The organism is Limnoglobus sp., from assembly GCF_059499385.1.
In genome coordinates, this window is record NZ_JCABYM010000061.1 from 37,212 (window position 1) to 57,282 (window position 20,071).

Genomic DNA, 20,071 nt, shown 5'->3' on the forward strand with positions numbered 1-20,071 from the left:
CCCCTGGGACCGCGGGCGTCCCGCCCGCCCACCTTCCCGCCTCGGGGATCCGTCTTCAGTGGCTGGGGCCGTGGCGGGCGGGACGCCCGCGGTCCCAGGGACCGAACGCTCACTCGCCCATCAGCACCCGTGTTTCGTTCCGCATACCTTCCGGAATCTCCACCTCGTAGCTGAGCGTGGCCGACTCCAACTCGACGACCTCGTCCTCGTCGTCCTCGACCGGCACGCGACGGGTCACGCAATGGTTCGCGATGACGAGGAACCCGCCGTACCACAGCCACGTGAACCGGAACAGGTTGTGCCCGAAGTTCCCCATCAGCAGCAACAGGAACAGCCCCGTGCCGACGGCCGACGCCACCTGGAAGACGAACTCGTTCGCGTTCTCCGGTTCCTGTCGGCGGACCCGCTTGATCCGCCGTAGGTTCGTGACGAAGCACGCGACGAGGAACCCGAACGCGACGAGGCCGAGCGTGCCCATCTCGCCGAGGAGCTGGCCGTAAAGGTTGTGCGACTCGACCTTGCTCCGCGTCGCCGGCCGCCACGCGCCGGGGCCGACGCCGGTGAGCGGGTTCGCCCCCCACAGGTCGAAACCCTTGAGGAACCCCTCGATCCGCCCCTCGCCGGACTCCTTCGCGTTCTCCGGGCCGACATCCGGGTTCACGATGGTCTCGAACCGCGTCTGCAACGATTCGGGAAGCGCCATGAACGCCACCGGCGACAGCCCGACCGCGACGAGCATCCAGAGCCACGCCCGGCGGACGCGGATCAGCGTGAGGACGCCCCACACGAGCAGCCCGATGAGCGACGACCGCGACCCGGTGAGTAGGATGCAGAGCGAACACAGCCCGGCGAAGCCGAGGAGCAGGACCTTCCCCCGCCGGCCGCCGACGCCGCTCCGCCACAGGGCCGGGATGAACGGCAGCACGAACACGATGCTCGCGCCGAAGCTGTTCGGGTCGCCGAGCGTGCTGTCCACGCCGATCATCCGGGCGATGCCCATCCGGTACGTGTGCCGCCCGCCGACGTACTCGCGGAGCGAGTGCAGCAGGTACACGCCCATCACCGCGACGAACCCGACGACGACTTTTTTGAGCGCCCGCTCGTCGTTCACCGTCGTGACGAGCAGGACGTAGAAGACGACGACCTTGAACCAGTCCTCGACGACCGGCTGCCCCTGGTCGCTCCACGGGCTGAGCACCCAGCACGCGAGGACGGCGAACGCGAAGAAGGCGTAGGCGGCCTGTTGGCGGTTCGGCAGGAACCGCTTGCCGGGGTGGACGAGCCACACGGCCATCGTGAACAGCATGTAGAACCGCTCGACGTGCAGCTCGCCGAGCAGCGGCCAGACCTCGAACGGCCGGTCGATGAACAGGAACATGTATCCGATGAGCAGCCAGTGCATAGCCGGAGGATCGTACCCCGGCCGGTGGCCTGGTGAAAAGTCCAACCGTGCGGGTCGTGCCGGTCGCGGAAGGTGGGGAACGTCCGCCGGCGGGATTCTCCGACTACGGGCAATCGGGTCGGGCGGGTAAAACCACAGGGCCTGACTTCCGAAGTCCGGCTTCGACTTCGGAAGTCCAGAGGTATGAGGGGCGTTTACAACGTCCGCGGCGTTCCTGTGCGGGATCGACTTCCGAAGTCGAAGCCGGACTTCGGAAGTGAGGATTCCGTTGGAGCCAGAATGAGCCGAGAATTGAAGGGGAAGCGGGCCGTCGTCACCGGGGCGTCCGGCGGGATCGGGAAGGCCGTCGCCGTCGCGCTCGGCACGGCCGGGGCAAAGGTCGCATTCGCGGCCCGTACCGCCGACAAGCTCGCGGCCGTCGCCGCGGAGATCGGGCCGAACGCACTCTCCGTCCCGACCGACGTGACGAAGCCCGACGACCGCGAGAACCTGATCCGCATCGCCGTCGCGACGTTCGGCGGCCTCGACCTGCTCGTGAACGTCGCCGGCGTCGGCGCGTGGGGCCACTTTGCCACGTCCACCGAGGCGATCAACCGCGAAGTCCTCGAAGTGAACTTCTTCGCCCCGGTCGAGTTGATCCGCCTCGCCGTCCCGCACCTGACGCGCGGCAATCAACCCGCGATCTGCAACCTCACGTCGATGTGCGGCCGCCGCGGGATGCCGGCGTGGCCGGAGTACAGTGCGAGCAAGTTCGCGCTCGTCGGCATGACCGAGGCCCTCCGGGGCGAGATGGCCCGGTTCGACATCGACGTGATAACCGTCGTCCCCGGCCTGACGGCCAGCGACCTGAACCGCCACCTCCTCCGCAACGACGGCCGCGCGGACATCCCCTACGACAAGGGGATGACGCCCGAATACGTCGCCGCCCGCACCCTCGACGCGATCCGCCGCGGCAAGCGGGAGCTCGTCCTCGGCAGCGAGGCTAAGAAGATCCTGTTGCTGAACAGGTTCGCCCCGCGGTTCCTGAACTGGCGCATCGCCCGCGAGGTGAAGAAGCTGTATCAAAAATAGGGTATGGGGTATCGGGTGTGGGGTATGGCAGAGGTTGCTGCCGACTTCGACCCACTCCCCTCGGATGCCCGAACCTCAATCTGATGTCGAAATGCCGACAATTCTGCCATACCCCATACCCGATACCCCATACCCCAAGCTCTCCGACCCCGAGTTCAAGGCGAAACTTCAGGAACTGCGGCAGTCGGACAACGTCACGAACTGGTGGTACATCGCCCGCACGTACCTGTACTTCGCCGTCGTCATCGGCATGACGGTCGCTCTCTACGAGTACCTGCGGCTCAACGACGTGTCCTGGCTGTGGGGCGTCCCGGTCACGCTCGTCGCGGTCGTCCTCGTCGGGGCGGGGCAGCACCAACTCGGCGGGCTGGCCCACGAGGGCGTCCACCACATCCTGTTCAAGAACCGCCGGCTGAACGACCTCGCGTCCGACTGGTTCGCAATGTTCCCCATCTTCGGGGCGACGCACCTCTACCGGCTCCAGCACCTGGCGCACCACCAGTTCGTCAACGACCCGGACCGCGACCCGGACGTGTCGCAGCTCCAGACCAGCGGGCACTGGCTGAAGTTCCCCGTCGGCAAGCGGCAGTTCGTGATGACGCTCGTGAAGCAGTTGTGGATTCCGAACCTCGTCCGGTTCATGCGGGTGCGGGCGAAGTACAACGCGACCGGCACGGACAAGAACCCCTACGCGAAAAAGGGCAAGCAATCGAAGCTCGCCGTCCTCGTCGGCGTCGGGTTCATCCTGGCGCTCTTCTTCGGACTAATCGGGTTGTACTTCCTCGGCGACCCGGTGCTGCTCGTCGCCGTGCCGGTGGCGATGTGGCTGGCCGTGTGCGGCGTCTTCTGGCGGATGCCGGCGGAGAAGTTCAACCAAAGCCGGCTGCACCCGGTCGTGCCGCTGCGGTACATGACGATGCTCCGCCTCGGGTACGTCATGCTCGTCTTCACGGCGCTGGCGAACGTCACGTTCCACACCGGCGCGCCGGCGTGGCTCTACTACTACCTGTTGTGGTTGTTGCCGCTGTTCACGTCGTATGCGTTCTTCATGATCCTCCGGCAGATCGTGCAGCACGGCAACGCCGACCGCAGCTGGCTGACGAACACCCGCACGTTCCTCGTCGGCCGGTTCATTAACTTCGCCGTGTTCCCGATGGGCCAGGAGTACCACCTGCCGCACCACATGTACGCGACCGTCCCGCACTACCGGCTGAAGGAACTGCACGACTTGCTGATGCGGTATCCGGAGTACGCGGAGGAAGCGGTCGTGGTGGAGGGCTACTTCCTGCCGCCGCACACGCCGCAGACGCGGCCGACGGTGCTGGACGTGCTGGGGCCGGAGTACGCCCGGCGGAACAAGGACATCTACGTGGACAACACGGTCATCGAGGACGACGAACTCGACGAGAAGGACGAAATTCTGAAGCAGGAAGCGATCGTCAAGGTCGAGGGCAGGCAGGCCCACGGAGAGTAATCAGTTCCGGTTCGCCGGCGGGCGGCCGCGGCGGGGCCGTTGGGCCGGCGGGTTCAAGCTCCGCGCGAACGCGCCGAACTGGGCCATGCCGTCGCCGAACGCCGTGTACGGCAGCCGCGCCCGCAGCTCCGGCGTCAGTGCCCGGCCGCCGATCGACACCGGGATGCCCTTCGCCTGGGCCACCTGGTACAGGTGCTTGTAATCCAGCTCGAACAGGCTCACGTCCTCGATGTGCGAGACGGAAATCCACACGAGCGCCGGCTCCAGCGTTTGCATCGCGTGGATGAACGCCGACGCCGGGGTGTGCGGGCCGATGTTCACCGCGTTCCACCCGGCCTCGAGTAACGTCAACTTCGCCAACAGCGACGGCAGGATGTAGTGGTCGTGCTCCGGCGCGCCGCCGATCGCGACCGGCCGGGCCTTCGGCGCGTTCGACATCATCATCCCGCGGACTTCGTACATCGCCGCGACGACGGCCTGGGTGACGAGGTGCTCCTCGCCCACGTCGATCCGCGCGTGCTGCCACTGCCGGCCCACGAACACCATCGCCGGCGAGATGATTTGGTCCGCCAGCGTCTCGATGGTAATTCCGGACTGGTACGCCCCGCGGAGGGTGGCGCGAATCCGGTCCGCGTCCACGGCCTTCACGGCGTCGAGTAGTTGTTCGTGGACGACGGCCGGGTCCGCCGGCCCGCCGCGGGCGGGGCCGGTCAGTTGGCTGAGGTCCGCCTGCGGCAGCCCGCCCTCGCGGGTCAGCCGGAGTACGTCCGCCAATACGAGCTTCCGGTGTCCGCCGGGCGTCTTGTACGCCGGCAGGATGCCGTCATCGACCCACCGCTTGATCGTGGTGACGCTCACGCCGACCGCTTTTGCGACCTGAACCGTGCTCAGGTAGTTCGGCTCGGGGGGCGGGGCGTCCAAGTTATCCGGTCGATTCATGCGTTTTTCCAAAAACAGAGGCACGCGCCGAACGCCCGTGGGGGCTTGAGGATAGCTCAAAAATTTCCGAAATATCGGCGGCAATTCCCGTAAGGTTCCGCTTGACCGGGGGTAAGGTCCAGAATAATAATACGTTCGATTTGGACGATTTGCCTCAGAGTGAAGCAATCGCCCGAATCATCTTAGCACCGAGGCCGACCGTGAATCCACAAACCCGGCCCGTCCGCCGTACCCTTCACCTCGACACGCCGCTGCCCGGATTCGTCAAGCACCCCGCGTTCGCCCGGCCGTCCGCGGCCGAGAAGTACGACCCGCTCCCGCTCCTGGCCGAGTCGCCGTTCACCGGCAGCTTCATGCCGGACGAGGTGTCCCGCGAGCATTCCAAGCGGATGCACTACGCCGCGTACCGGATGCACCAGGCGAAGACGCGGCGGGAACTGCGGCAGTGGCAGGCCCGCTACCTCGAACTCCGCGACCGGATCGTCGTCGGCAACCGCAAGCTCATCTACCGGGCCGTGCAGAGCTTCGCGAACGCGACGCCGAGCCTCGAAGACCTCGCCGCCGACTGTCACATCGTCCTGATCCAGGCCGTCGTCGCGTTCAACCCGTGGATCGGCATCCGCTTTAGCACCTACGCCTACACCTGCCTCCTCCGGGCGATGTCCCGGCTCCGCAAGCGGGCGGCCCGCGACTGGACGCAACGGGCGATCTCGCTGGAATCGTTCGTCGAGGGCGAACCGACCTCGCGGGCGCAACTCCCGGCGTCCACGGCCCGCCAGTACCCGGTCGAGGAGTTCCTCCGGGCCGACCACCCGTTGCTCTCGGACCGGGAGAAGATCGTCATCACCCGCCGGTTCAACCTGACCGAGTATTCCGAGAATAACACGCTGGAACAGGTCGGGGCGGAACTCGGCCTCTCGAAAGAGCGGGTCCGGCAGGTCCAGGCGTCCGCGATCACGAAACTCCGCAAGGCCCTCACCGTCCACCCCTAACCGAAGGCCGACCCATGCTCCCGTGCCTGCTCGCCGCCGTCGTGATGGCCGCCCCGCCCGCGGACGCCTGGACCCAGTGGCGCGGCCCGAACCGCGACGGGATCGTGCCCGGTGCGGTCTGGCCGGGTTCGCTCAAGGACGACGCCCTCAAGCTCGTGTGGAAGGCGGAGAATCTTGGGCCGAGCTACTCCGGGCCGGTCGTGTCGAAGGATTTGGTCTACACGACCGAGACGGTGGACAAGAAGACGGAGGTGGTGACGGCGTTCGACCGCGCGTCCGGCGAGAAGAAGTGGTCGCGGTCGTGGGAGGGGTCGCTGACCGTCCCGTTCTTCGCGGCCGCGAACGGGAGTTGGATCCGCTCGACCCCGACCCTGGACGGCGATTCGCTGTACGTGGCCGGGATCAAGGACTACCTCGCCTGCCTGGACGCGAAGACCGGCGACGTGCGGTGGGCGGTCGATTTCGTGGAGAAGTACAAGGCCGGGAACCCGACGTTCGGGTGCGTCTGCTCGCCGCTGGTGGACGGCGACGCCGTGTACGTCCAGGCCGGGGGCGGGTTCGCGAAGCTGAACAAGAAGTCCGGCGAGGTGCTGTGGCGGGTGCTGGTCGAGAAGGACCAGATGATGGGCAGCGCGTTCTCGTCGCCTGTCCTCGGCACGTTCCGCGATACGGGCTGCGTGATCGTGCAGACGCGGACGGCCCTGGTCGGCGTCAACGCCGCGGACGGGGCGACGCTGTGGAAGCGGGAAGTCCCGTCGTTCCGCGGCATGAACATCCTCACGCCGGTCCAGTTCGGGGACGGCGTGTTCACCAGCACCTACGGCGGTAACACGCAGCTGTTTAACATCGACAAGACGAGCGTCGGGTTCCGTACCGCCGACGGGTGGTCGTTCAAGTACGAGGGGAACATGTCCACGCCAGTCGTGGTGGACGGGCATGCGTACCTGCTCGGCAAGGACCAGCGGCTGACGTGCGTGGACCTGAAAACGGGGACGCGGACGTGGACAACGGAGCGAACCTACGGCAAGTACTGGAGCATGGTCGCGGCCGGGGACAAGATTCTGGCGCTCGACCAGCGGGGGACGCTTTACCTGCTGAAGGCGAACCCGAAGGAGTTCGAGTTGCTCGACGAGCGGAAGGTGGCGACCGACAGTTGGGCGCACCTCGCAGTGGCCGGGGAAACCGTGGTGGTGCGGGCGCTGGACCAGTTGCTGGTGTTCAAGTGGGCGGGGAAGTGAAGCTAATTGACTCGCATCGGATTGGCCTACCCGAGTAGCGGTTCATCCATCTGGCTTCAACTTCCGCTCAAACTCGGCAATGATGTCTGCGATCGACTCACCGATTGGAGCGCATAGAAATTCGGCCTCTTCCTTGCCGCCGGGATGTCGCATCAGGACACTCCGTAGCAACTCGCGGTAGTGCTCGCAATCCCTTCGGCTCTTGGTCAACTCACGTTCCAGCCGTCGAATCCGTTCGGGGTCTGACTCGTTCTCGTTCACGGGCTGCCTCCACGCCGTTCGGCAATCGTCATGCTGTTTCAGCAAGTAATATTACCTGCTGGAACGCTCAGCCCTTTTGGTCGTTGGCGCTCCCCGGAAGCTCGTGGAAGTGGAAGCGAACGCCGTCCTGTTTTCCAAAAAGCCAGTCGGCTCACAGCTTCCCGGTCCGCTTCATCCGGTCCTGGAAGTACGCCATCGTCACCTTCAGCCCTTCGTCGCGGCCGACGACCGGCTCCCACCCGAGCACCTGCCGCGCCCGCGCGATGTCCGGCTTCCGCTGCTTCGGGTCGTCCTGCGGCAGCGGCCGGTAGACGATCTCGCTCTTCGACCCGGCCAGCTTCTTGATCTCTTCCGCGAACTCCTTGATCGTCACCTCGGACGGGTTGCCGAGGTTCACCGGCTCGTGGTAGTCCTTGAACAAGAGGCGGTAGATGCCCTCGACCAGGTCCGACACGTAGCAGAAGCTGCGGGTCTGCGACCCGTCGCCGAAGATCGTCATCGGCTCGCCGCGGAGGGCCTGGTACATGAAGTTCGGCACGACCCGGCCGTCGTTCAGCTGCATCCGCGGCCCGTAGGTGTTGAAGATGCGGATGACGTGCGTGTCCACCTTGTGCTGCCGGTGGTACGCCATCGTCATCGCCTCGGCGAACCGCTTCGCCTCGTCGTACACGCTCCGCGGGCCGATCGTGTTCACGTTCCCCCAGTAGCTCTCCGTCTGCGGGTGGACGAGCGGGTCGCCGTAGATTTCGCTCGTGCTCGCCAGGAAGTACCGGGCCTTGTGCCGCTTCGCGAGGCCGAGGGAGACGTGCGTGCCGAGCGCCCCGACCTTCATCGTCGGGATCGGGTGGTCCAAATAGTCCACCGGACTAGCCGGGCTGGCGAAGTGGAGGACGTTGTCGATCAGGTCCGGAATCTCGATGGGGTTCGAGATGTCGTGGACGATGACGCGGAACTTCGGGTGGCCGAGCAGGTGGGCGATGTTGTCCCGGTTGCCGGTGATGAAGTTGTCGAGGCAGACGACCTCGTGACCCTCTTTGATGAACCGGTCGCACAGGTGCGACCCGATGAACCCCGCCCCGCCGGTGATGAGCGTCCGCATGTCGATCCTCAGTGTTGGGCCGTGACAGAAGGAATCTAGAACACCGGCGGAACGGCGTCACCCCCAACTACTTCTTCCCCTTCGCCGGCTGCGCGTCGGTGAACGGCGGCCGCTCGAACCGGCACTCCGCCTCCGTCACGCGGGGGTCGCCGGCCTCCGTCAGCAGCTTCGTGAGCCGGGCGGCGAGTTCCTCCCGCGCCTTCGCGAACGCCGGCTCAGTGGCCACGTTCTTCACCTGATCCGGGTCGGTGCGGAGGTCGTACAACTCTTCGGCCGGCCGCTTGCCGAAGGCGTAGTCGTAGTGCCCCTTCCACTTCGGGTCGGCGCGGTTCGCGATGAGCCACGCCTTCGTCGGCCCGGCGTCCATGTCCGCGAACGCGGTGTGCGTCGTCGTTTCCAGTTCCTTCTGGCCCGCGTCGAGGTTCCCGGCGTCGCCCATCGGCGTGCGGTCCGGGGCGAAGTTGCGGACGTACAGGTACTCCTTCGTCCGCAGTGCCCGGTGCGGGTACGGTAGGTTTCCGGCTCGCGCCGCGCCGACGTGCCGCTCGCGGCCGGTCACCACCCACGTCCGCGCCGGGTCGATCTGCCCGGACGATTCGGCCCTCAGCACGTTGACGAGCGACTTCGCGTTCATCCCTTTGGGGAGATCGACGCCGCCGACTTCCAGGAACGTCGGGGCGAGGTCCATGAGGTTGACGAAGTCCTCGACGACGCGGCCGGGTTTGATGCCGGGGCCGGCGGCCATGAGGGAGACGCCGACGCCGAAGTCGTAGAGGTTGCACTTCCCGCCGGGGAACCCCGGCGCGCCGTGGTCGCCGGAGATCACGACCAGCGTGCGGTCCAGCTCGCCGGCCTCTTCGAGTTGTTTCAGCAGCACGCCGATGTACGAGTCGAACGCCTGCACCTCGCCGAGGTAGTCGGCGAAGTCCTCGCGGACCGCCGGCACGTCCGGCAGATTCGCCGGCAGCTTCCCGGCGAGCGACTCGGGGTCGATGTTCCAGAGCGCCTTGCCGGACCCTTTCACCCAGGTGCGGTGAACCGTCGTCGGGCCGAACCAGTAGCAGAACGGCTTCCCCTTCTCGCGGGCCGTCAGGAAATCGCCGAAGTTCCCGCGGACTTCCTTCAGCATGTCCTCGCGGGCGGTCTCGACGGTCTTCCCGGCCTTCACGAGGTCGGTCACGAACTCGGAGAAGTTGTTGAACCGCATCCCGGCCTTCTGGAAGGCGTGCTTCTGCCCGCCGAACGGCGCGTCGGCCGGCGTGCCCGGACTCCAGACCTTCTGCGTCTTGCCGATGAAGTAGCCCGTTTCCTTGAGCAACAGCGGCCACGCGGGGATGGCGGTGTCCCAGACCGCGCCGTTCAGGATCGCGGCCCGGCCGGTGTTGAAGAAGTACCGGCCGCTCAGCAGAGCGCTCCGGCACGGCGTACACGACGGGGCGTTGACGAAGGCGTTGCGGAACAGCACGCCGCGGTCGGCGACGCGGTCGATGTTCGGCGTCTTCACGACGAGGTTCGGCGACGGCCGCTTCTCGTGCTTCGCGTAGGCTGAGGCGTACCGGCCCCAATCGTCGGCGAAGCAGAACAGGATGTTCGGCCGGTCGGCGGCGGTGGCGGAGTTGGCGAAGCTAAGGGCGAGCAGCGCGAGGGTGAGGCGGAGCATGGGTCGCATCCGAGGGAAGGAATCGGGACGCGGAATCGCTATCGTTATATAGCCGCCGGTTTACCGGCGGGGTTTTGCGAACCCAGAACCCCGCCGGTAAACCGGCGGCTATATACGAGGCACCTCCCATGACCCGTCGGTCCTTCCTCGCGCTCGGATTTCTCACCGTCGTCACGCTCCCCGTCGTCGCGGAGCCGCCCCGTAAGCCGAACATCGTCTTCGTCCTCGCCGACGATCTCGGGTACGGCGACCTCGGGTGCTACGGCCAGACGAAGATCAAGACGCCGACGCTCGACCGGCTCGCGAAGGACGGCGTGCGGTTCACGCAGGCTTACGCCGGCAGCACGGTCTGCGCCCCGTCGCGGTGTGCGCTCATGACCGGCCTACACACCGGCCACTGCCGGACGCGCGGCAACGGCGGCGGTGGGTCGCCGCGGGCCAACGTCCCGCTCGCCCCGGAGGACGTGTGCGTCGCGGAGGTGTTGAAGAATGCCGGGTACGCGACCGCCCTCGTCGGCAAGTGGGGCCTCGGCGAGGAGAACTCGACCGGCATCCCGACGAAGAAGGGGTTCGACCACTTCTTCGGCTACCTGAACCAGCACCACGCCCACAACTACTACCCGGACTTCTTGATCCGAAATGAGACCCGCGAGCCGATCCCGCAGAACGTTCAGAGCAAGACTGACAACGTGGCGGAGAAGCCGACGGTTTACGCGCCGGACCTGCTGCTGAAAGACGCGCTCGGGTTCGTGGAGGCGAACAAGGACCGGCCGTTCTTCCTGTACTACGCGACCATCGCCCCGCACGCGAACAACGAGAAGACGCGGTTCGACAAGAACGGCAACGAAGTCCCGTCCGACGAGCCGTACACGAACGAGAGCTGGCCGACTCAGGAGAAGAACAAGGCCGCGATGATTACCCGCATGGACCGCGACATCGGCACGCTGCTCAGGAAGCTCGACGAGCTGAAGCTGGCCGAGAACACCATTGTCATCTTCAGCAGCGACAACGGCCCGCACAAGGAGGGCGGCAACGACCCGGCGTTCTTCACCAGCAGCGGCCCGTTCCGCGGGATCAAACGGGCGATGACCGACGGCGGCATCCGCGTGCCGTTCGTCGTCCGGTGGCCGGGCGTCGTGAAACCGGGGAGCGTGTCGGACCACGTCACCGCGTTCTGGGACTTCCTTCCGACCGTCGCGGAGGTCGTCGAGCAGCCCGCGCCGCCGGGCCTCGACGGAATCTCGATCCTGCCGACGCTGACGGGCAAGGGCGAGCAGAAGGAGCACGAGTTCCTGTACTGGGAGTTCCACGAGGGCGGCACGAAGCAAGCCGTGCGGCACAAAGATTGGAAGGCGATTCGCCAGGCTCCGGGGGCGAAGTTGGAGTTGTACGACGTGGCGAAGGACCCCGGCGAGGCGAAGAACGTGGCGGCGGAGAACCCGGCGATTGTCGAGAAGATCGAGGCGTACCTGAAGACGGCCCGGACGGAGTCGAAGGCGTTCCCGATTGTTAAGCCGAAGAAGTAGGGTGGGCCGAGTCTTCGAGGCCCACCGCAAGCGCGAATGCCGCACCGGTGGGCCAACAAGAAAAGGGCCACCCAACATCCGCCCCACCCCCGCGGCGGCGGCCTGGGCGGGGCGAATCTCCCGCTCCAAATCCGCGAGCATCTCCTGCCGCGACAGGTTCGCGTAGCGGTCCGGCGGGATCGGCTCGCCGACGTGGACCGCGATCCCCTTGCCGTTCCGCGGCATCATCAACGGGGCCGCGACCGGCAACTTCCGACTCCGCGGCCACATCTCATAAGCCCCGGCGATGCCGACCGGCACGATCGGAACCCGCACCCGCTCGATCAACAGCGAGACGCCCGCTTTCAACGGCTGAATCTCGCCGCCGTGCGTCCGCTCGCCTTCGGGGAAGACCAGCACCGCCCGGCCCTGATTCAGCGTCTCGATGACGGTGCGGATGCCGTCCTTGCCGAACCCGCGGTCGATGGGCACGGCCCCGTAGGTGCGGATCAGTCGCTCGAACTTCCCGCCGGTGAACAGGGAGCTGCGGGCCAGGAACGACAGCGGCCGGCCGGCCGCGAGCGAGACGAAGATCGGGTCGAGGAAGCACTGGTGGTTCGCCAGCACGAGCGCCGGTCCGGTGCGGGGGAAGTTGTGCCGGCCGGACCCGCGGTAGCTCCAGCCGAGCGTCAGCGTCCAGAAGACGGCCCAGTAGTGGGCGTCGTAGACGAGTCGTCCGGCGACGCCTTCGAACGGGATTGCTGCACCGACTGCCACAGTTGCTCCACGACTTCGTCGAGGGTGAAGGTCGAGGTGTCGATCTCGACGGCGTCGGCCGCCTTCATCAACGGGTCGATGGCCCGCGTCTCGTCCTGCCGGTCGCGGGCGAGGATTTGCTGAAGGATCGTGTCGCGGTCGGCGGATTGCAACTGCTTGCACCGCCGGTCGGCCCGCACGTCGGCGGTCGCCCGGAGGAAGAACTTCGCCGCCGCGTCCGGGAACACGGCCGTCCCCTGGTCGCGGCCCTCGCAGACAAAATCCCCGTGGGCGGCGATCCGCCGCTGCTCGGCCTTCAACTTCTTTCGCACTTCCGGGAACGTCGCGACCCTGCTGGCGGCCCGGCCGACTTCCTCGTCAAAGATATAGGCGGTCAGGTCCTCGCCGTTGAGGATGACCCGATGGTCGGGCATGTCGAACGTCGCGTCGGCCAGGAACCGCGTGATGGTTTCCACGTCCCGCGGGTCGGCGTACACGTCCACCCCGGCCCGCAGCAGCGCGAACCCGACGGCCCGGTACATGGCCCCGGTGTTGAGGAGCCGGAACCCGAGCCGGTCGGCGAGGCGGCTCGCGACGGCGGACTTGCCGGTCCCCGCGTACCCATCAATGGTCACGATCATGCGCCAACGGAAAGCCCACGGACGATCGTCCGTGGGCTTTCGGTCTCCTCCACTGTGGGTCAGTTCACCATGAGGGTGACTTCTTCGCCTTCCTTCAGCGTGCGGGTCTTCTCCGCGCCGCCGCCGGTCAGCAGTTGGTACGTGAACGACCCCGGGGTCAGGACGACGTTCCGCGACTCGTTCGGCGCGACGCGGTAGCCCTTCCCGTTCACGAGGATGTCCACGTCCGTCGCGTACATGTTCACGAGCTTTACGCTGCCGGTCTTCGCCTTCTCCGCGTCCTTCGTCACCGGCGACGCCAGGGACGTGCGGGTCGATTCGGCCAGCTTCCGGTCGAGGCCGTCGAGCTGCTTCGTCAACGCCGTCAGCTTGTCGTCGAGGGCCGTGATCTTCTTCACGAGGCCGTCGCCGGTCACGCCCTTGTCCGTCGTCCCTTCGAGCGTGTCCTCCACCCGCTTGCGGAACGTCTTGAGCGCGTCGATGTCCTTCTTGAGGTCGGCCACGTCCTTCGCCTTCAGGTCCGCGATCTCTTTCTTCAGGTCCGCGAAGTCCTTCGTCTTCAACTCGGACAGTTGCGTCTTCAGGTCCGCGAGGAGTTGGTTCGTCGTTTCGAGGTCCTTCTTCGTGATAGGGTCGGCCTTCGGCGGGTCGGTGTCGGCGTACATGGACCCGGTCACGAGGGCCGTGCCGAGGAGCGCGGACAGGGCCGTGCGGCGGAGGGACAATGGCATCGGAGTGTCTCCCTGCGGTGGTCTCGGTGGTGCGAACGATGTCAGCGTCGGAACGGGCATTTTGCCCGGCGGCGGCAACGGTTCCGTCGATTTGACATTATTCCGCGGGTCCGACGGCTGCAAGCGGAAATCGGGCGGCGGGGCGGCGGGAGACTTTGCCGCGTCCGCCGGCGGTGCGGGTTGCGCGGGCCGCGGGTTCTCGATCGGCTTCGGGTCGGCCGGGACGGGCAGCGGCGGCGGGAGCAGTTCGGGCGGCTCCGCGCGGGCCGTATGACAGGCGGCGACAACCAGGGCGAGGGCGGATAGGACCAGGCGGCGGTGCATCGCGGTGACGGTCATGTCCCACTCCGGCGCGGAAACGAAGCAAGGCGTCGCCGGTTCGCGGCGACGCCCTGAATAGTTTCGGCCGTTCGCGGGCCGTCAGTTCTCTTCAAACTGGGCAATGCGGTTCACGGGCACGGCGTAATCGTCGCCGTCCTCCTCGACGTGAAACTCCATCAGGAACGCGTCCTCGCCACTGTCCTCGTAATAGTCGCGGAGCACACGGACGGCCTTGAAGTCCTGCGTGCGGAAGAAGATCTGCGCGACGAGGTTCCGCTCCCGCACGGCGAGTGTGATCTTCGACCGCCGGTGGGTCGAGAGCTTGCCGATGAGCTTCTTGACCATCATCCGGCCGATGCCGGCCCGCCGGTGGCCCGGCGCGACGGCGAAGTTCAGGACGTGGAGCTTGTTCTTGTGCAACTCGTAGATCATGAACCCGATGATCCGGTCGTTCATCTCGGCGACCATGCCGATGCAGTTCCGCTGGCGGAGGCAGCGGAGGAAGTCGTCCTCCGTCCACGCGTACTCGAAACTGGCGACCTCGGCCTTGAGCACCTCGGCCATGTCCCGGCGGATCATCCAACGGATGTGAAGCTTCCCGGCTTCCTTAACGATCGTGCGTCCTGCGCCCATAAACAGACACCTCCCCCTGGCCGCCGGGTGTGACGCCGCCGGCCGGTCTGTTCCAACCCCCTGTCCATCCCTGGCATTCCCCCCGCCGGCTTCCCCAAACCGCCGGGGGATGGTTCGTTGTTTCTCGCCCGCGACAAAGTAGTAGGCACACTCCGTGTGCCGTTTCCTTTGTGCCGCGGGGAGTTCTCCGAAGTCGTTGCGACCGACAGCAGACGGCACACGGAGTGTGCCTACTACTTTGGTCAGTCCTTCACGAACCGCGTGCTCTCTTCCTTCGCGACGGTGCGAATCTGGTCGCACGTCACCTGCACGCGGAACCGCTGGTCGCCGGCCACGCCGCCCTTCACCTTCACCTTGAACACGACCTCTTGCTTCATGTCGAGCGACGCGACCGCGTCGAACGTCACCGTCTGCCCCTGGCCGCGGGCCTGCGTCGGGCCGGTCGCGCCGGTCGCCGCCGTGCCGTCCGCGAGCGCCGCCGCGATCTGCACGTTGGTACACGGGGCCGTCCCCTGGTTCACGACCTTGATCTCGTAAATCGCTTCCTTGCCGACCTCGACCGGGTCCTCCACGTCGAGCACCTCGAACCGCAGGGCGGGCACGCCCTCGGCCTTGATCGGGGCCTCGGCCTTCGCCTCCAGCGGGCGGGTGACGCGGGCCGCGGCGGGCGTGATCCCGCCCTCGGTCGTCGTGTCGGCCGCGACCTGGGCCTGGACCTTCAGCGTGCCGTCCGCGATGCCGGTCGCCCGGACCTTCAGGCCGACTTCCTTCTTGCCGCCGACGGCCAGGCCGTTGAGCTTCCAGGAAACCGTCCGCGTGCCGGGCGTGACCGCCCCGCCGTCAGTGGCCGAGACGAACTCGAACCCGTCGGGGATCGCGGCCAGCGCCTGCACCGCATCGGTCGGCGCGGAGCCGGGGTTCGAGAACTCGATCTTGAACTCCGGCTCGGACCGGACGAGGCACTTCGCCGGGCCGGCGACCTTCGCGGCGAGCAACGGCTCGATGACGGCGACGGCTAACTTCGACGTTTCGGACGGGTTGCCGTCGGCCGCGACGACGAGCGAGCAGGCTTGCGCGCCGGCCTTCGTGGCGAGCGTGCGGAGCGTGATCGTCCGCGACTCGCCGGCCGGCAGGTTCGCCAGCTCCGTCTCGATGACGCCGCCCTGGGCGTGGTTCAGGCCGTCCGTCAGGTTGGCCTGGAGCTGCATCTTGTTGGCCGCGCCCGTGCCGGTGTTCGACACGCGGATGGTGAACGCCACCTCGTCGCCGACGCGGACCGTCTCGACGGCGGTGACGGCGACGTTGATCTTCGGCCGCGTGACCTTCACGCGGGCCTCCGTCGCGGCCGAGAAGCTGACGACGGCCCGGCTGCGGACCTCGCCCTCGTCGCTCGGCTTGACCGTCACCTTGATCCGCTTCTCGGCGGCCGCGTCCAGCGCCCCGAGCTGCCACACGAGGCGGCCGTTGACCTGCTCCGCGGCCGGCTCGCTCGTCACGAACTTCGCGCCGGCCGGCGGCTCGTCCTCGACCCGCACGTTCGCCACGGCCGCGGCCCCGGTGTTCCGCACCACGAGTTCATACGTCAGCGGCTGGTTCACGCTCACCGAGTCGGGCGCGATCACTTCCAGCACGACCGTCGGCGCGCTCTTCGTCGCGAGGTTGGCGAACGGGAAGTTCGAGGTCGAAACCTTCGGCCCGACCGGCGGCTCGACGACCGCCGGTGGCACGCTTGGAATCACCGGCATTGCGCTGGTCGTGAGGGTCGGCGGCGCGGGCGGCTTCAGCGCCGGCGGGCCGCTCCTCTCGGACTCCGCGATCAGCTTCGGCACGGCCGGCAGCGGGACGCCGGTGGTCGGCGGCGGGGCGGTTCGCAGCGGCAGCGGGTCCGGCAGGTTGCTCTCGACCGTCAGCTTCGGCGGTGTCAGCGGCACGGGCGTCGGCAGCGGCTTCGTCAGCGACGGCGGCGCGCCCAACGGTTCCGCCGCGACCCGCGGCATCGTCAGCGGCTCGGATGTAATCTTCGGCGGCGGCAGCGTGAGCGGTTCCGTCGCCCCGACCTGGCGGATCGGCACGGGGTCGAGGCTCGCCCCGGACACCGCCGGCGTCGTCAGCTTGCCGGACGGCGACGGGTTCCACTTCGTCGGCTGGCCGTAAGTCCTGTTCGGTTGCGGGGGCGTGTTTCGGGTCTGCGGGACGCCGCCGGCCGGGACGAGGCCGGGCTGCGACGGCGACACCTTCGGCGGGTAGTACCCGTAAGTCGCGGGCGGCTCCTGCGCGGCGAGCCAGCTCGTGATGGTCGTGTGCCCAACGGCCCCGGCCATCGCGAACGCCGGCACGGCGATCCAACTTCCACGGATGCGCACGATAGCCCCCTTGCCCCGATTCGTCGAATGAGCGATCGGCCCGCCCCCGCGGGCCGCGCCGCCTCACGGCGGCGGGTACTTGATCTCGTTCTTCTGCATCTTCGCCGCCACCGCGTCGCTGAGATCGATCCCCGTGTGCTCGCTCAGCAGGAACACGATGTTGGCGATGTCGGCCAACTCGTCGGCGATGGCTTCCCGCTTCACCGGGTCGCCCGCCGCCGCCACCGACTCCTCGGCCGTGAGCCAGCGGAACAGGTCGCACAGTTCGCCGACCTCGCTGGCCAGGGCCATGACGAGGTTCTTCGGCGTGTGGTACGGGTCCCACCCCCGGACCGCGGCGAACGCCCGGATGCCGTCCTTGAGCGCCTGCACCGGCGTCGTGTCGTCGGCCATCGCGGCCCCTTTTCCGAGCGGAGGGCGGGTTATAACCGCTCCCGCCGGGATGTCAACCGAAGGTCGGCGGGCGATTCTCGTTGGCTTCCCCCGGCGGCGGGCGGATAATTCAGGATGCGTTTCGGCTTCCCCGCAGGGTTCCCCATGAGCGATCCGCCGGCCTCCGTCCCGCCCGACCTCGCGGCCCTCGCCGCCTACACCGACGTGCGCGAACTCAACAAGGGCGGCATGGGCGTCGTGTACGTCGCCAAGAATCGGCTGATGGGCCGGCTGGAGGTGCTGAAGGTCGTCAACGAGGCGTTCGTCAACGACCCGAACCTGCGGAAGCGGTTCCTCCGCGAGATTCAGGCGGCCGCGCAGCTGTCGCACCCGAACATCGTGGTGGCGTACTCGGCCCAGGAACTCGGCCGCACCATCGTGATGGCGATGGAGTACGTGCCGGGGGAGAACCTCGCGGACCTGGTGAAGCGGGTCGGCCCGCTGCCCGTGCCGCAAGCCTGTGCTTACGCCGCGCAGGTCGCGGCCGGGTTGCAGCACGCCCACGAGCGGAACTTCGTCCACCGCGACATCAAGCCGAGCAACGTGATCTGCGCGAACGAGACGACGGTGAAGGTCGTAGACTTCGGGCTGGCGAAGGTGAACCGCGAGAACCTGCCGGACAGCCACCTGACGGCGACCGGGGCGAGCCTCGGGACGCCGCTGTTCATGGCCCCGGAGCAGGCCCGCGACGCGACCGCCGCGGACATCCGGGCGGACATCTACAGCCTCGGCGCGACGCTCTACTTCCTGCTGTCCGGCCGCCCGCCGATCCTGGGGAAGAATTACAACGACATCATCATCAAGCTCATCACGGAAGAGCCGGACGCCCCCATCGAGACGCTCCGGCCGGACGTGCCGCCGGCGCTCGCGGCGGTGATGGCGAAGATGCTGCGGAAGAACCCGGCCGAGCGGTTCGCGACCCCGGCCGCCGTCGCGCACGCGCTGCAACCGTTCGCCCAGGAGGGGGCGGCCGCGGCGTCGTACCCGTACGTGTCGCAGGGCGGGCCGGCCGCCGCTTGGGGCAGCGGCTCGCCGCTGGTGCAAACGAAGTCGCTGGCCGTGGCGACGCCGATCCCGCTGGAACCGGCCCCGAGCACGCCCGTGCCGGACGCGACCGAGCCGGGCGGCCGCCGCGGTCCCGTCGCGCCACAGATTCAGAAGACAAGCTCCCGCCGCGGGGTGTTACTGGTCGTGCTGTTCCTGGGCGTGGCCGCCGCCGTGGGTGGATTCTTCGCCGTGCGGTCGCAGGTCGGCAAAGGCCCGGTCGCGGAGGGGCCGCCATCGCCGCCACCCGATCCGGGGAAGAAGGACCCACCCGCGCCGCCCATTGGGACCGATCAGAAATCGGACGCGAACGCCGGCAAGGTGGACCTGACCAAGCCGATGGGCGACCCGGCCCCGCCGGTACAGCCGATCAACGCGGCCCCGGACAAGAACACTTCGCCGGCGAATACGGCCAAGCCGCCGACGGAGCCGGTGAAGATGCCGCCCCAGGAGCCGACGAAGCTGACGCCGAACGAGCCGGCGAAGGGAACGACGGTCGCGAACGCGGCGAACGTCGCGGCGGAGCCGACGAAGGTGACCAACCCGTTCAAGTCCGGCGGCTCGTCCGCGACCGAGCCGGCCCTGTTGACGCCGAAGACGTTCCTGACCCGGTACGCCCCGAAGGGGGCGTTCCTGGCCGGGTCGTTTGACGTGCCGGCGTTGAAGAAGGGCCTGTCCGACGTGGGCATCCCGATCGCGAAGCTGTTTAGCGACACGCGGGGGTTCCGCGCCACCGACGCGGAGCGGTTCGAGCGGATCTCGTTCGTGGTCCTACCGACCGCGGCCAGTTCAAAGCAGCCGACCGGCTTCCTGGCGGTGACGACCGCCAACCCGGTGACGACCGAGCCGCGGGAGTTGCTTTTTACCAACGAGACCACGACCGACGTGACCGTGGCCGGCCGGGCCGGCTGGCGGGGCACGGGGAAGGTTTTCGACGACACGACCTTCGGGACGCAGTTGGACGGCCGCCGGTTCTTGTTCGGGGCCGAGTCGGCCATCCGCACGGCGCTCGAGGACGACGGCGGGTCCGGCGACTTGGCGGCGGAACTCGGCCGGGCGAACCTCAACCGCACGGCCGTCGTTGTCGTGGCCGTCAAGCCGCTGGTGGCCTGGGTTCGCGAGCACCCCGCGAACCCGGACCTGGACGCGAACAGCCCGTTCAAGCCGATCTGGGACGCGGTAAAACTGCTCGACGCCGCACACCTGTGGATCGACCTCCCGTCGGACCCCGTGCTCCAGGGGACGTTCCGCGCCCGGTCGGCCGAGGACGCCGAGAAGGTCCAGGAGGCGTTCCAGGGGTTGGTCGCGCTGCTGTCCCTCGCGCTGCCGGAGGTGAAGAAGCAAATCGACGCACTAAAGCCGGAGGAGGGCAGGGCGGTCGGGCAGTTGATCGAGGCGGTCGCCAAGTCGTCGAAATTCAAGGTCGAAGGCACGTCCGTCATCTGGACCGTCGCGCGGCCGAAGGACCTCGGCAGGTAGCGGGCGGATCGGCCACTTGGAGATTGAAAC

General features: G+C 67.5%; 16 protein-coding genes and 1 pseudogene. 6 read left to right on the top strand and 11 right to left on the bottom strand.

Going from position 1 to position 20,071, the window contains the following annotated elements; translation table 11 throughout:
• Positions 1-109: 109 nt before the first annotated feature.
• Complete coding sequence (locus AC5JJ2_RS11180; RefSeq protein ID WP_495858067.1) at positions 110-1,402, bottom strand: O-antigen ligase family protein; 1,293 nt, start codon at positions 1,400-1,402, stop codon at positions 110-112.
• A gap of 279 nt (positions 1,403-1,681) precedes the next feature.
• Here AC5JJ2_RS11180 and AC5JJ2_RS11185 point away from each other — a divergent pair, with 279 nt between their 5' ends.
• Both AC5JJ2_RS11185 and AC5JJ2_RS11190 read left to right on the top strand, forming a co-directional pair.
• Entirely contained in the window at positions 1,682-2,473 is a 792-nt protein-coding gene (locus AC5JJ2_RS11185) for an SDR family NAD(P)-dependent oxidoreductase (RefSeq protein ID WP_495858068.1), read from the top strand.
• 91 nt (positions 2,474-2,564) lie between these two features.
• Complete coding sequence (locus AC5JJ2_RS11190; protein ID WP_495858069.1) at positions 2,565-3,947, top strand: fatty acid desaturase family protein; 1,383 nt, start codon at positions 2,565-2,567, stop codon at positions 3,945-3,947.
• Here AC5JJ2_RS11190 and AC5JJ2_RS11195 read toward each other — a convergent pair whose 3' ends face one another.
• Positions 3,948-4,886 carry a B12-binding domain-containing protein gene (locus tag AC5JJ2_RS11195; protein WP_495858070.1) on the bottom strand — a complete coding sequence of 313 codons (939 nt, stop codon included), beginning with the start codon at positions 4,884-4,886 and terminating at the stop codon, positions 3,948-3,950.
• 200 nt (positions 4,887-5,086) lie between these two features.
• Here AC5JJ2_RS11195 and AC5JJ2_RS11200 point away from each other — a divergent pair, with 200 nt between their 5' ends.
• Together AC5JJ2_RS11200 and AC5JJ2_RS11205 are read left to right on the top strand one after the other, a co-directional pair.
• Entirely contained in the window at positions 5,087-5,878 is a 792-nt protein-coding gene (locus tag AC5JJ2_RS11200) for a sigma-70 family RNA polymerase sigma factor (RefSeq protein ID WP_495858071.1), read from the top strand.
• A gap of 14 nt (positions 5,879-5,892) precedes the next feature.
• Positions 5,893-7,116 (top strand): PQQ-like beta-propeller repeat protein, encoded by a 1,224-nt coding sequence (locus AC5JJ2_RS11205; protein ID WP_495858072.1) that lies wholly within the window; start codon positions 5,893-5,895, stop codon positions 7,114-7,116.
• Positions 7,117-7,158: 42 nt separating this feature from the next.
• On the opposite strand, the gene AC5JJ2_RS11210 is transcribed toward AC5JJ2_RS11205, so the two are convergent.
• The 3 genes from AC5JJ2_RS11210 to AC5JJ2_RS11220 form a co-directional block, all read right to left on the bottom strand.
• Positions 7,159-7,377: a hypothetical protein gene (locus AC5JJ2_RS11210; RefSeq protein WP_495858073.1), complete on the bottom strand. Its 219-nt coding sequence runs from the start codon at positions 7,375-7,377 to the stop codon at positions 7,159-7,161.
• A 151-nt stretch (positions 7,378-7,528) separates the two neighbouring features.
• Positions 7,529-8,476, bottom strand: a complete 948-nt coding sequence (locus tag AC5JJ2_RS11215; RefSeq protein WP_495858074.1) for a UDP-glucuronic acid decarboxylase family protein — start codon at positions 8,474-8,476, stop codon at positions 7,529-7,531.
• Between the two features lie 67 nt (positions 8,477-8,543).
• Positions 8,544-10,136 carry a sulfatase family protein gene (locus AC5JJ2_RS11220; protein ID WP_495858075.1) on the bottom strand — a complete coding sequence of 531 codons (1,593 nt, stop codon included), beginning with the start codon at positions 10,134-10,136 and terminating at the stop codon, positions 8,544-8,546.
• A gap of 128 nt (positions 10,137-10,264) precedes the next feature.
• On the opposite strand from AC5JJ2_RS11220, the gene AC5JJ2_RS11225 reads away from it, so the two are divergent.
• A complete protein-coding gene (locus AC5JJ2_RS11225; protein WP_495858076.1) occupies positions 10,265-11,662 on the top strand; it encodes an arylsulfatase in 1,398 nt (465 codons plus the stop codon).
• Between the two features lie 345 nt (positions 11,663-12,007).
• Here the strand turns inward: AC5JJ2_RS11225 and AC5JJ2_RS11230 are convergent.
• From AC5JJ2_RS11230 to AC5JJ2_RS11255, 6 genes and pseudogenes are all read right to left on the bottom strand, one after another.
• Positions 12,008-12,418: pseudogene (locus AC5JJ2_RS11230) on the bottom strand (lysophospholipid acyltransferase family protein); the annotation flags it as partial.
• Positions 12,331-13,038 carry a (d)CMP kinase gene (cmk, locus tag AC5JJ2_RS11235; RefSeq protein ID WP_495858077.1) on the bottom strand — a complete coding sequence of 236 codons (708 nt, stop codon included), beginning with the start codon at positions 13,036-13,038 and terminating at the stop codon, positions 12,331-12,333. The pseudogene AC5JJ2_RS11230 and the gene cmk, both read right to left, overlap by 88 nt.
• Before the next feature lie 59 nt (positions 13,039-13,097).
• Positions 13,098-13,769, bottom strand: a complete 672-nt coding sequence (locus tag AC5JJ2_RS11240) for a hypothetical protein (protein ID WP_495858078.1) — start codon at positions 13,767-13,769, stop codon at positions 13,098-13,100.
• 420 nt (positions 13,770-14,189) lie between these two features.
• Positions 14,190-14,723, bottom strand: a complete 534-nt coding sequence (gene rimI / locus AC5JJ2_RS11245) for a ribosomal protein S18-alanine N-acetyltransferase (RefSeq protein ID WP_495858079.1) — start codon at positions 14,721-14,723, stop codon at positions 14,190-14,192.
• 242 nt (positions 14,724-14,965) lie between these two features.
• On the bottom strand, positions 14,966-17,086 hold the full coding sequence (locus AC5JJ2_RS11250) for a COG1361 family protein (RefSeq protein WP_495858080.1): 2,121 nt from the start codon (positions 17,084-17,086) through the stop codon (positions 14,966-14,968).
• Between the two features lie 63 nt (positions 17,087-17,149).
• Positions 17,150-17,479 carry a nucleotide pyrophosphohydrolase gene (locus AC5JJ2_RS11255; RefSeq protein ID WP_495858081.1) on the bottom strand — a complete coding sequence of 110 codons (330 nt, stop codon included), beginning with the start codon at positions 17,477-17,479 and terminating at the stop codon, positions 17,150-17,152.
• 144 nt (positions 17,480-17,623) lie between these two features.
• Between AC5JJ2_RS11255 and AC5JJ2_RS11260 the strand changes: the two genes are divergently transcribed.
• Positions 17,624-20,041: a serine/threonine-protein kinase gene (locus AC5JJ2_RS11260; RefSeq protein ID WP_495858082.1), complete on the top strand. Its 2,418-nt coding sequence runs from the start codon at positions 17,624-17,626 to the stop codon at positions 20,039-20,041.
• The last annotated feature ends 30 nt before the right edge of the window (positions 20,042-20,071 follow it).

Excerpts from the sequence above, each read along its gene's own strand:
- AC5JJ2_RS11205 (WP_495858072.1), top strand. The coding sequence starts at position 5,893 with ATGCTCCCGTGCCTGCTCGCCGCCGTCGTGATGGCCGCCCCGCCCGCG.
- AC5JJ2_RS11225 (WP_495858076.1), top strand. The coding sequence starts at position 10,265 with ATGACCCGTCGGTCCTTCCTCGCGCTCGGATTTCTCACCGTCGTCACG.
- AC5JJ2_RS11180 (WP_495858067.1), bottom strand. The coding sequence starts at position 1,402 with ATGCACTGGCTGCTCATCGGATACATGTTCCTGTTCATCGACCGGCCG.
- AC5JJ2_RS11220 (WP_495858075.1), bottom strand. The coding sequence starts at position 10,136 with ATGCTCCGCCTCACCCTCGCGCTGCTCGCCCTTAGCTTCGCCAACTCC.
- AC5JJ2_RS11185 (WP_495858068.1), top strand. The coding sequence starts at position 1,682 with ATGAGCCGAGAATTGAAGGGGAAGCGGGCCGTCGTCACCGGGGCGTCC.
- AC5JJ2_RS11255 (WP_495858081.1), bottom strand. The coding sequence starts at position 17,479 with ATGGCCGACGACACGACGCCGGTGCAGGCGCTCAAGGACGGCATCCGG.
- rimI (WP_495858079.1), bottom strand. The coding sequence starts at position 14,723 with ATGGGCGCAGGACGCACGATCGTTAAGGAAGCCGGGAAGCTTCACATC.
- cmk (WP_495858077.1), bottom strand. The coding sequence starts at position 13,038 with ATGATCGTGACCATTGATGGGTACGCGGGGACCGGCAAGTCCGCCGTC.
- AC5JJ2_RS11195 (WP_495858070.1), bottom strand. The coding sequence starts at position 4,886 with ATGAATCGACCGGATAACTTGGACGCCCCGCCCCCCGAGCCGAACTAC.
- AC5JJ2_RS11260 (WP_495858082.1), top strand. The coding sequence starts at position 17,624 with ATGAGCGATCCGCCGGCCTCCGTCCCGCCCGACCTCGCGGCCCTCGCC.
- AC5JJ2_RS11240 (WP_495858078.1), bottom strand. The coding sequence starts at position 13,769 with ATGCCATTGTCCCTCCGCCGCACGGCCCTGTCCGCGCTCCTCGGCACG.
- AC5JJ2_RS11215 (WP_495858074.1), bottom strand. The coding sequence starts at position 8,476 with ATGCGGACGCTCATCACCGGCGGGGCGGGGTTCATCGGGTCGCACCTG.
- AC5JJ2_RS11190 (WP_495858069.1), top strand. The coding sequence starts at position 2,565 with ATGCCGACAATTCTGCCATACCCCATACCCGATACCCCATACCCCAAG.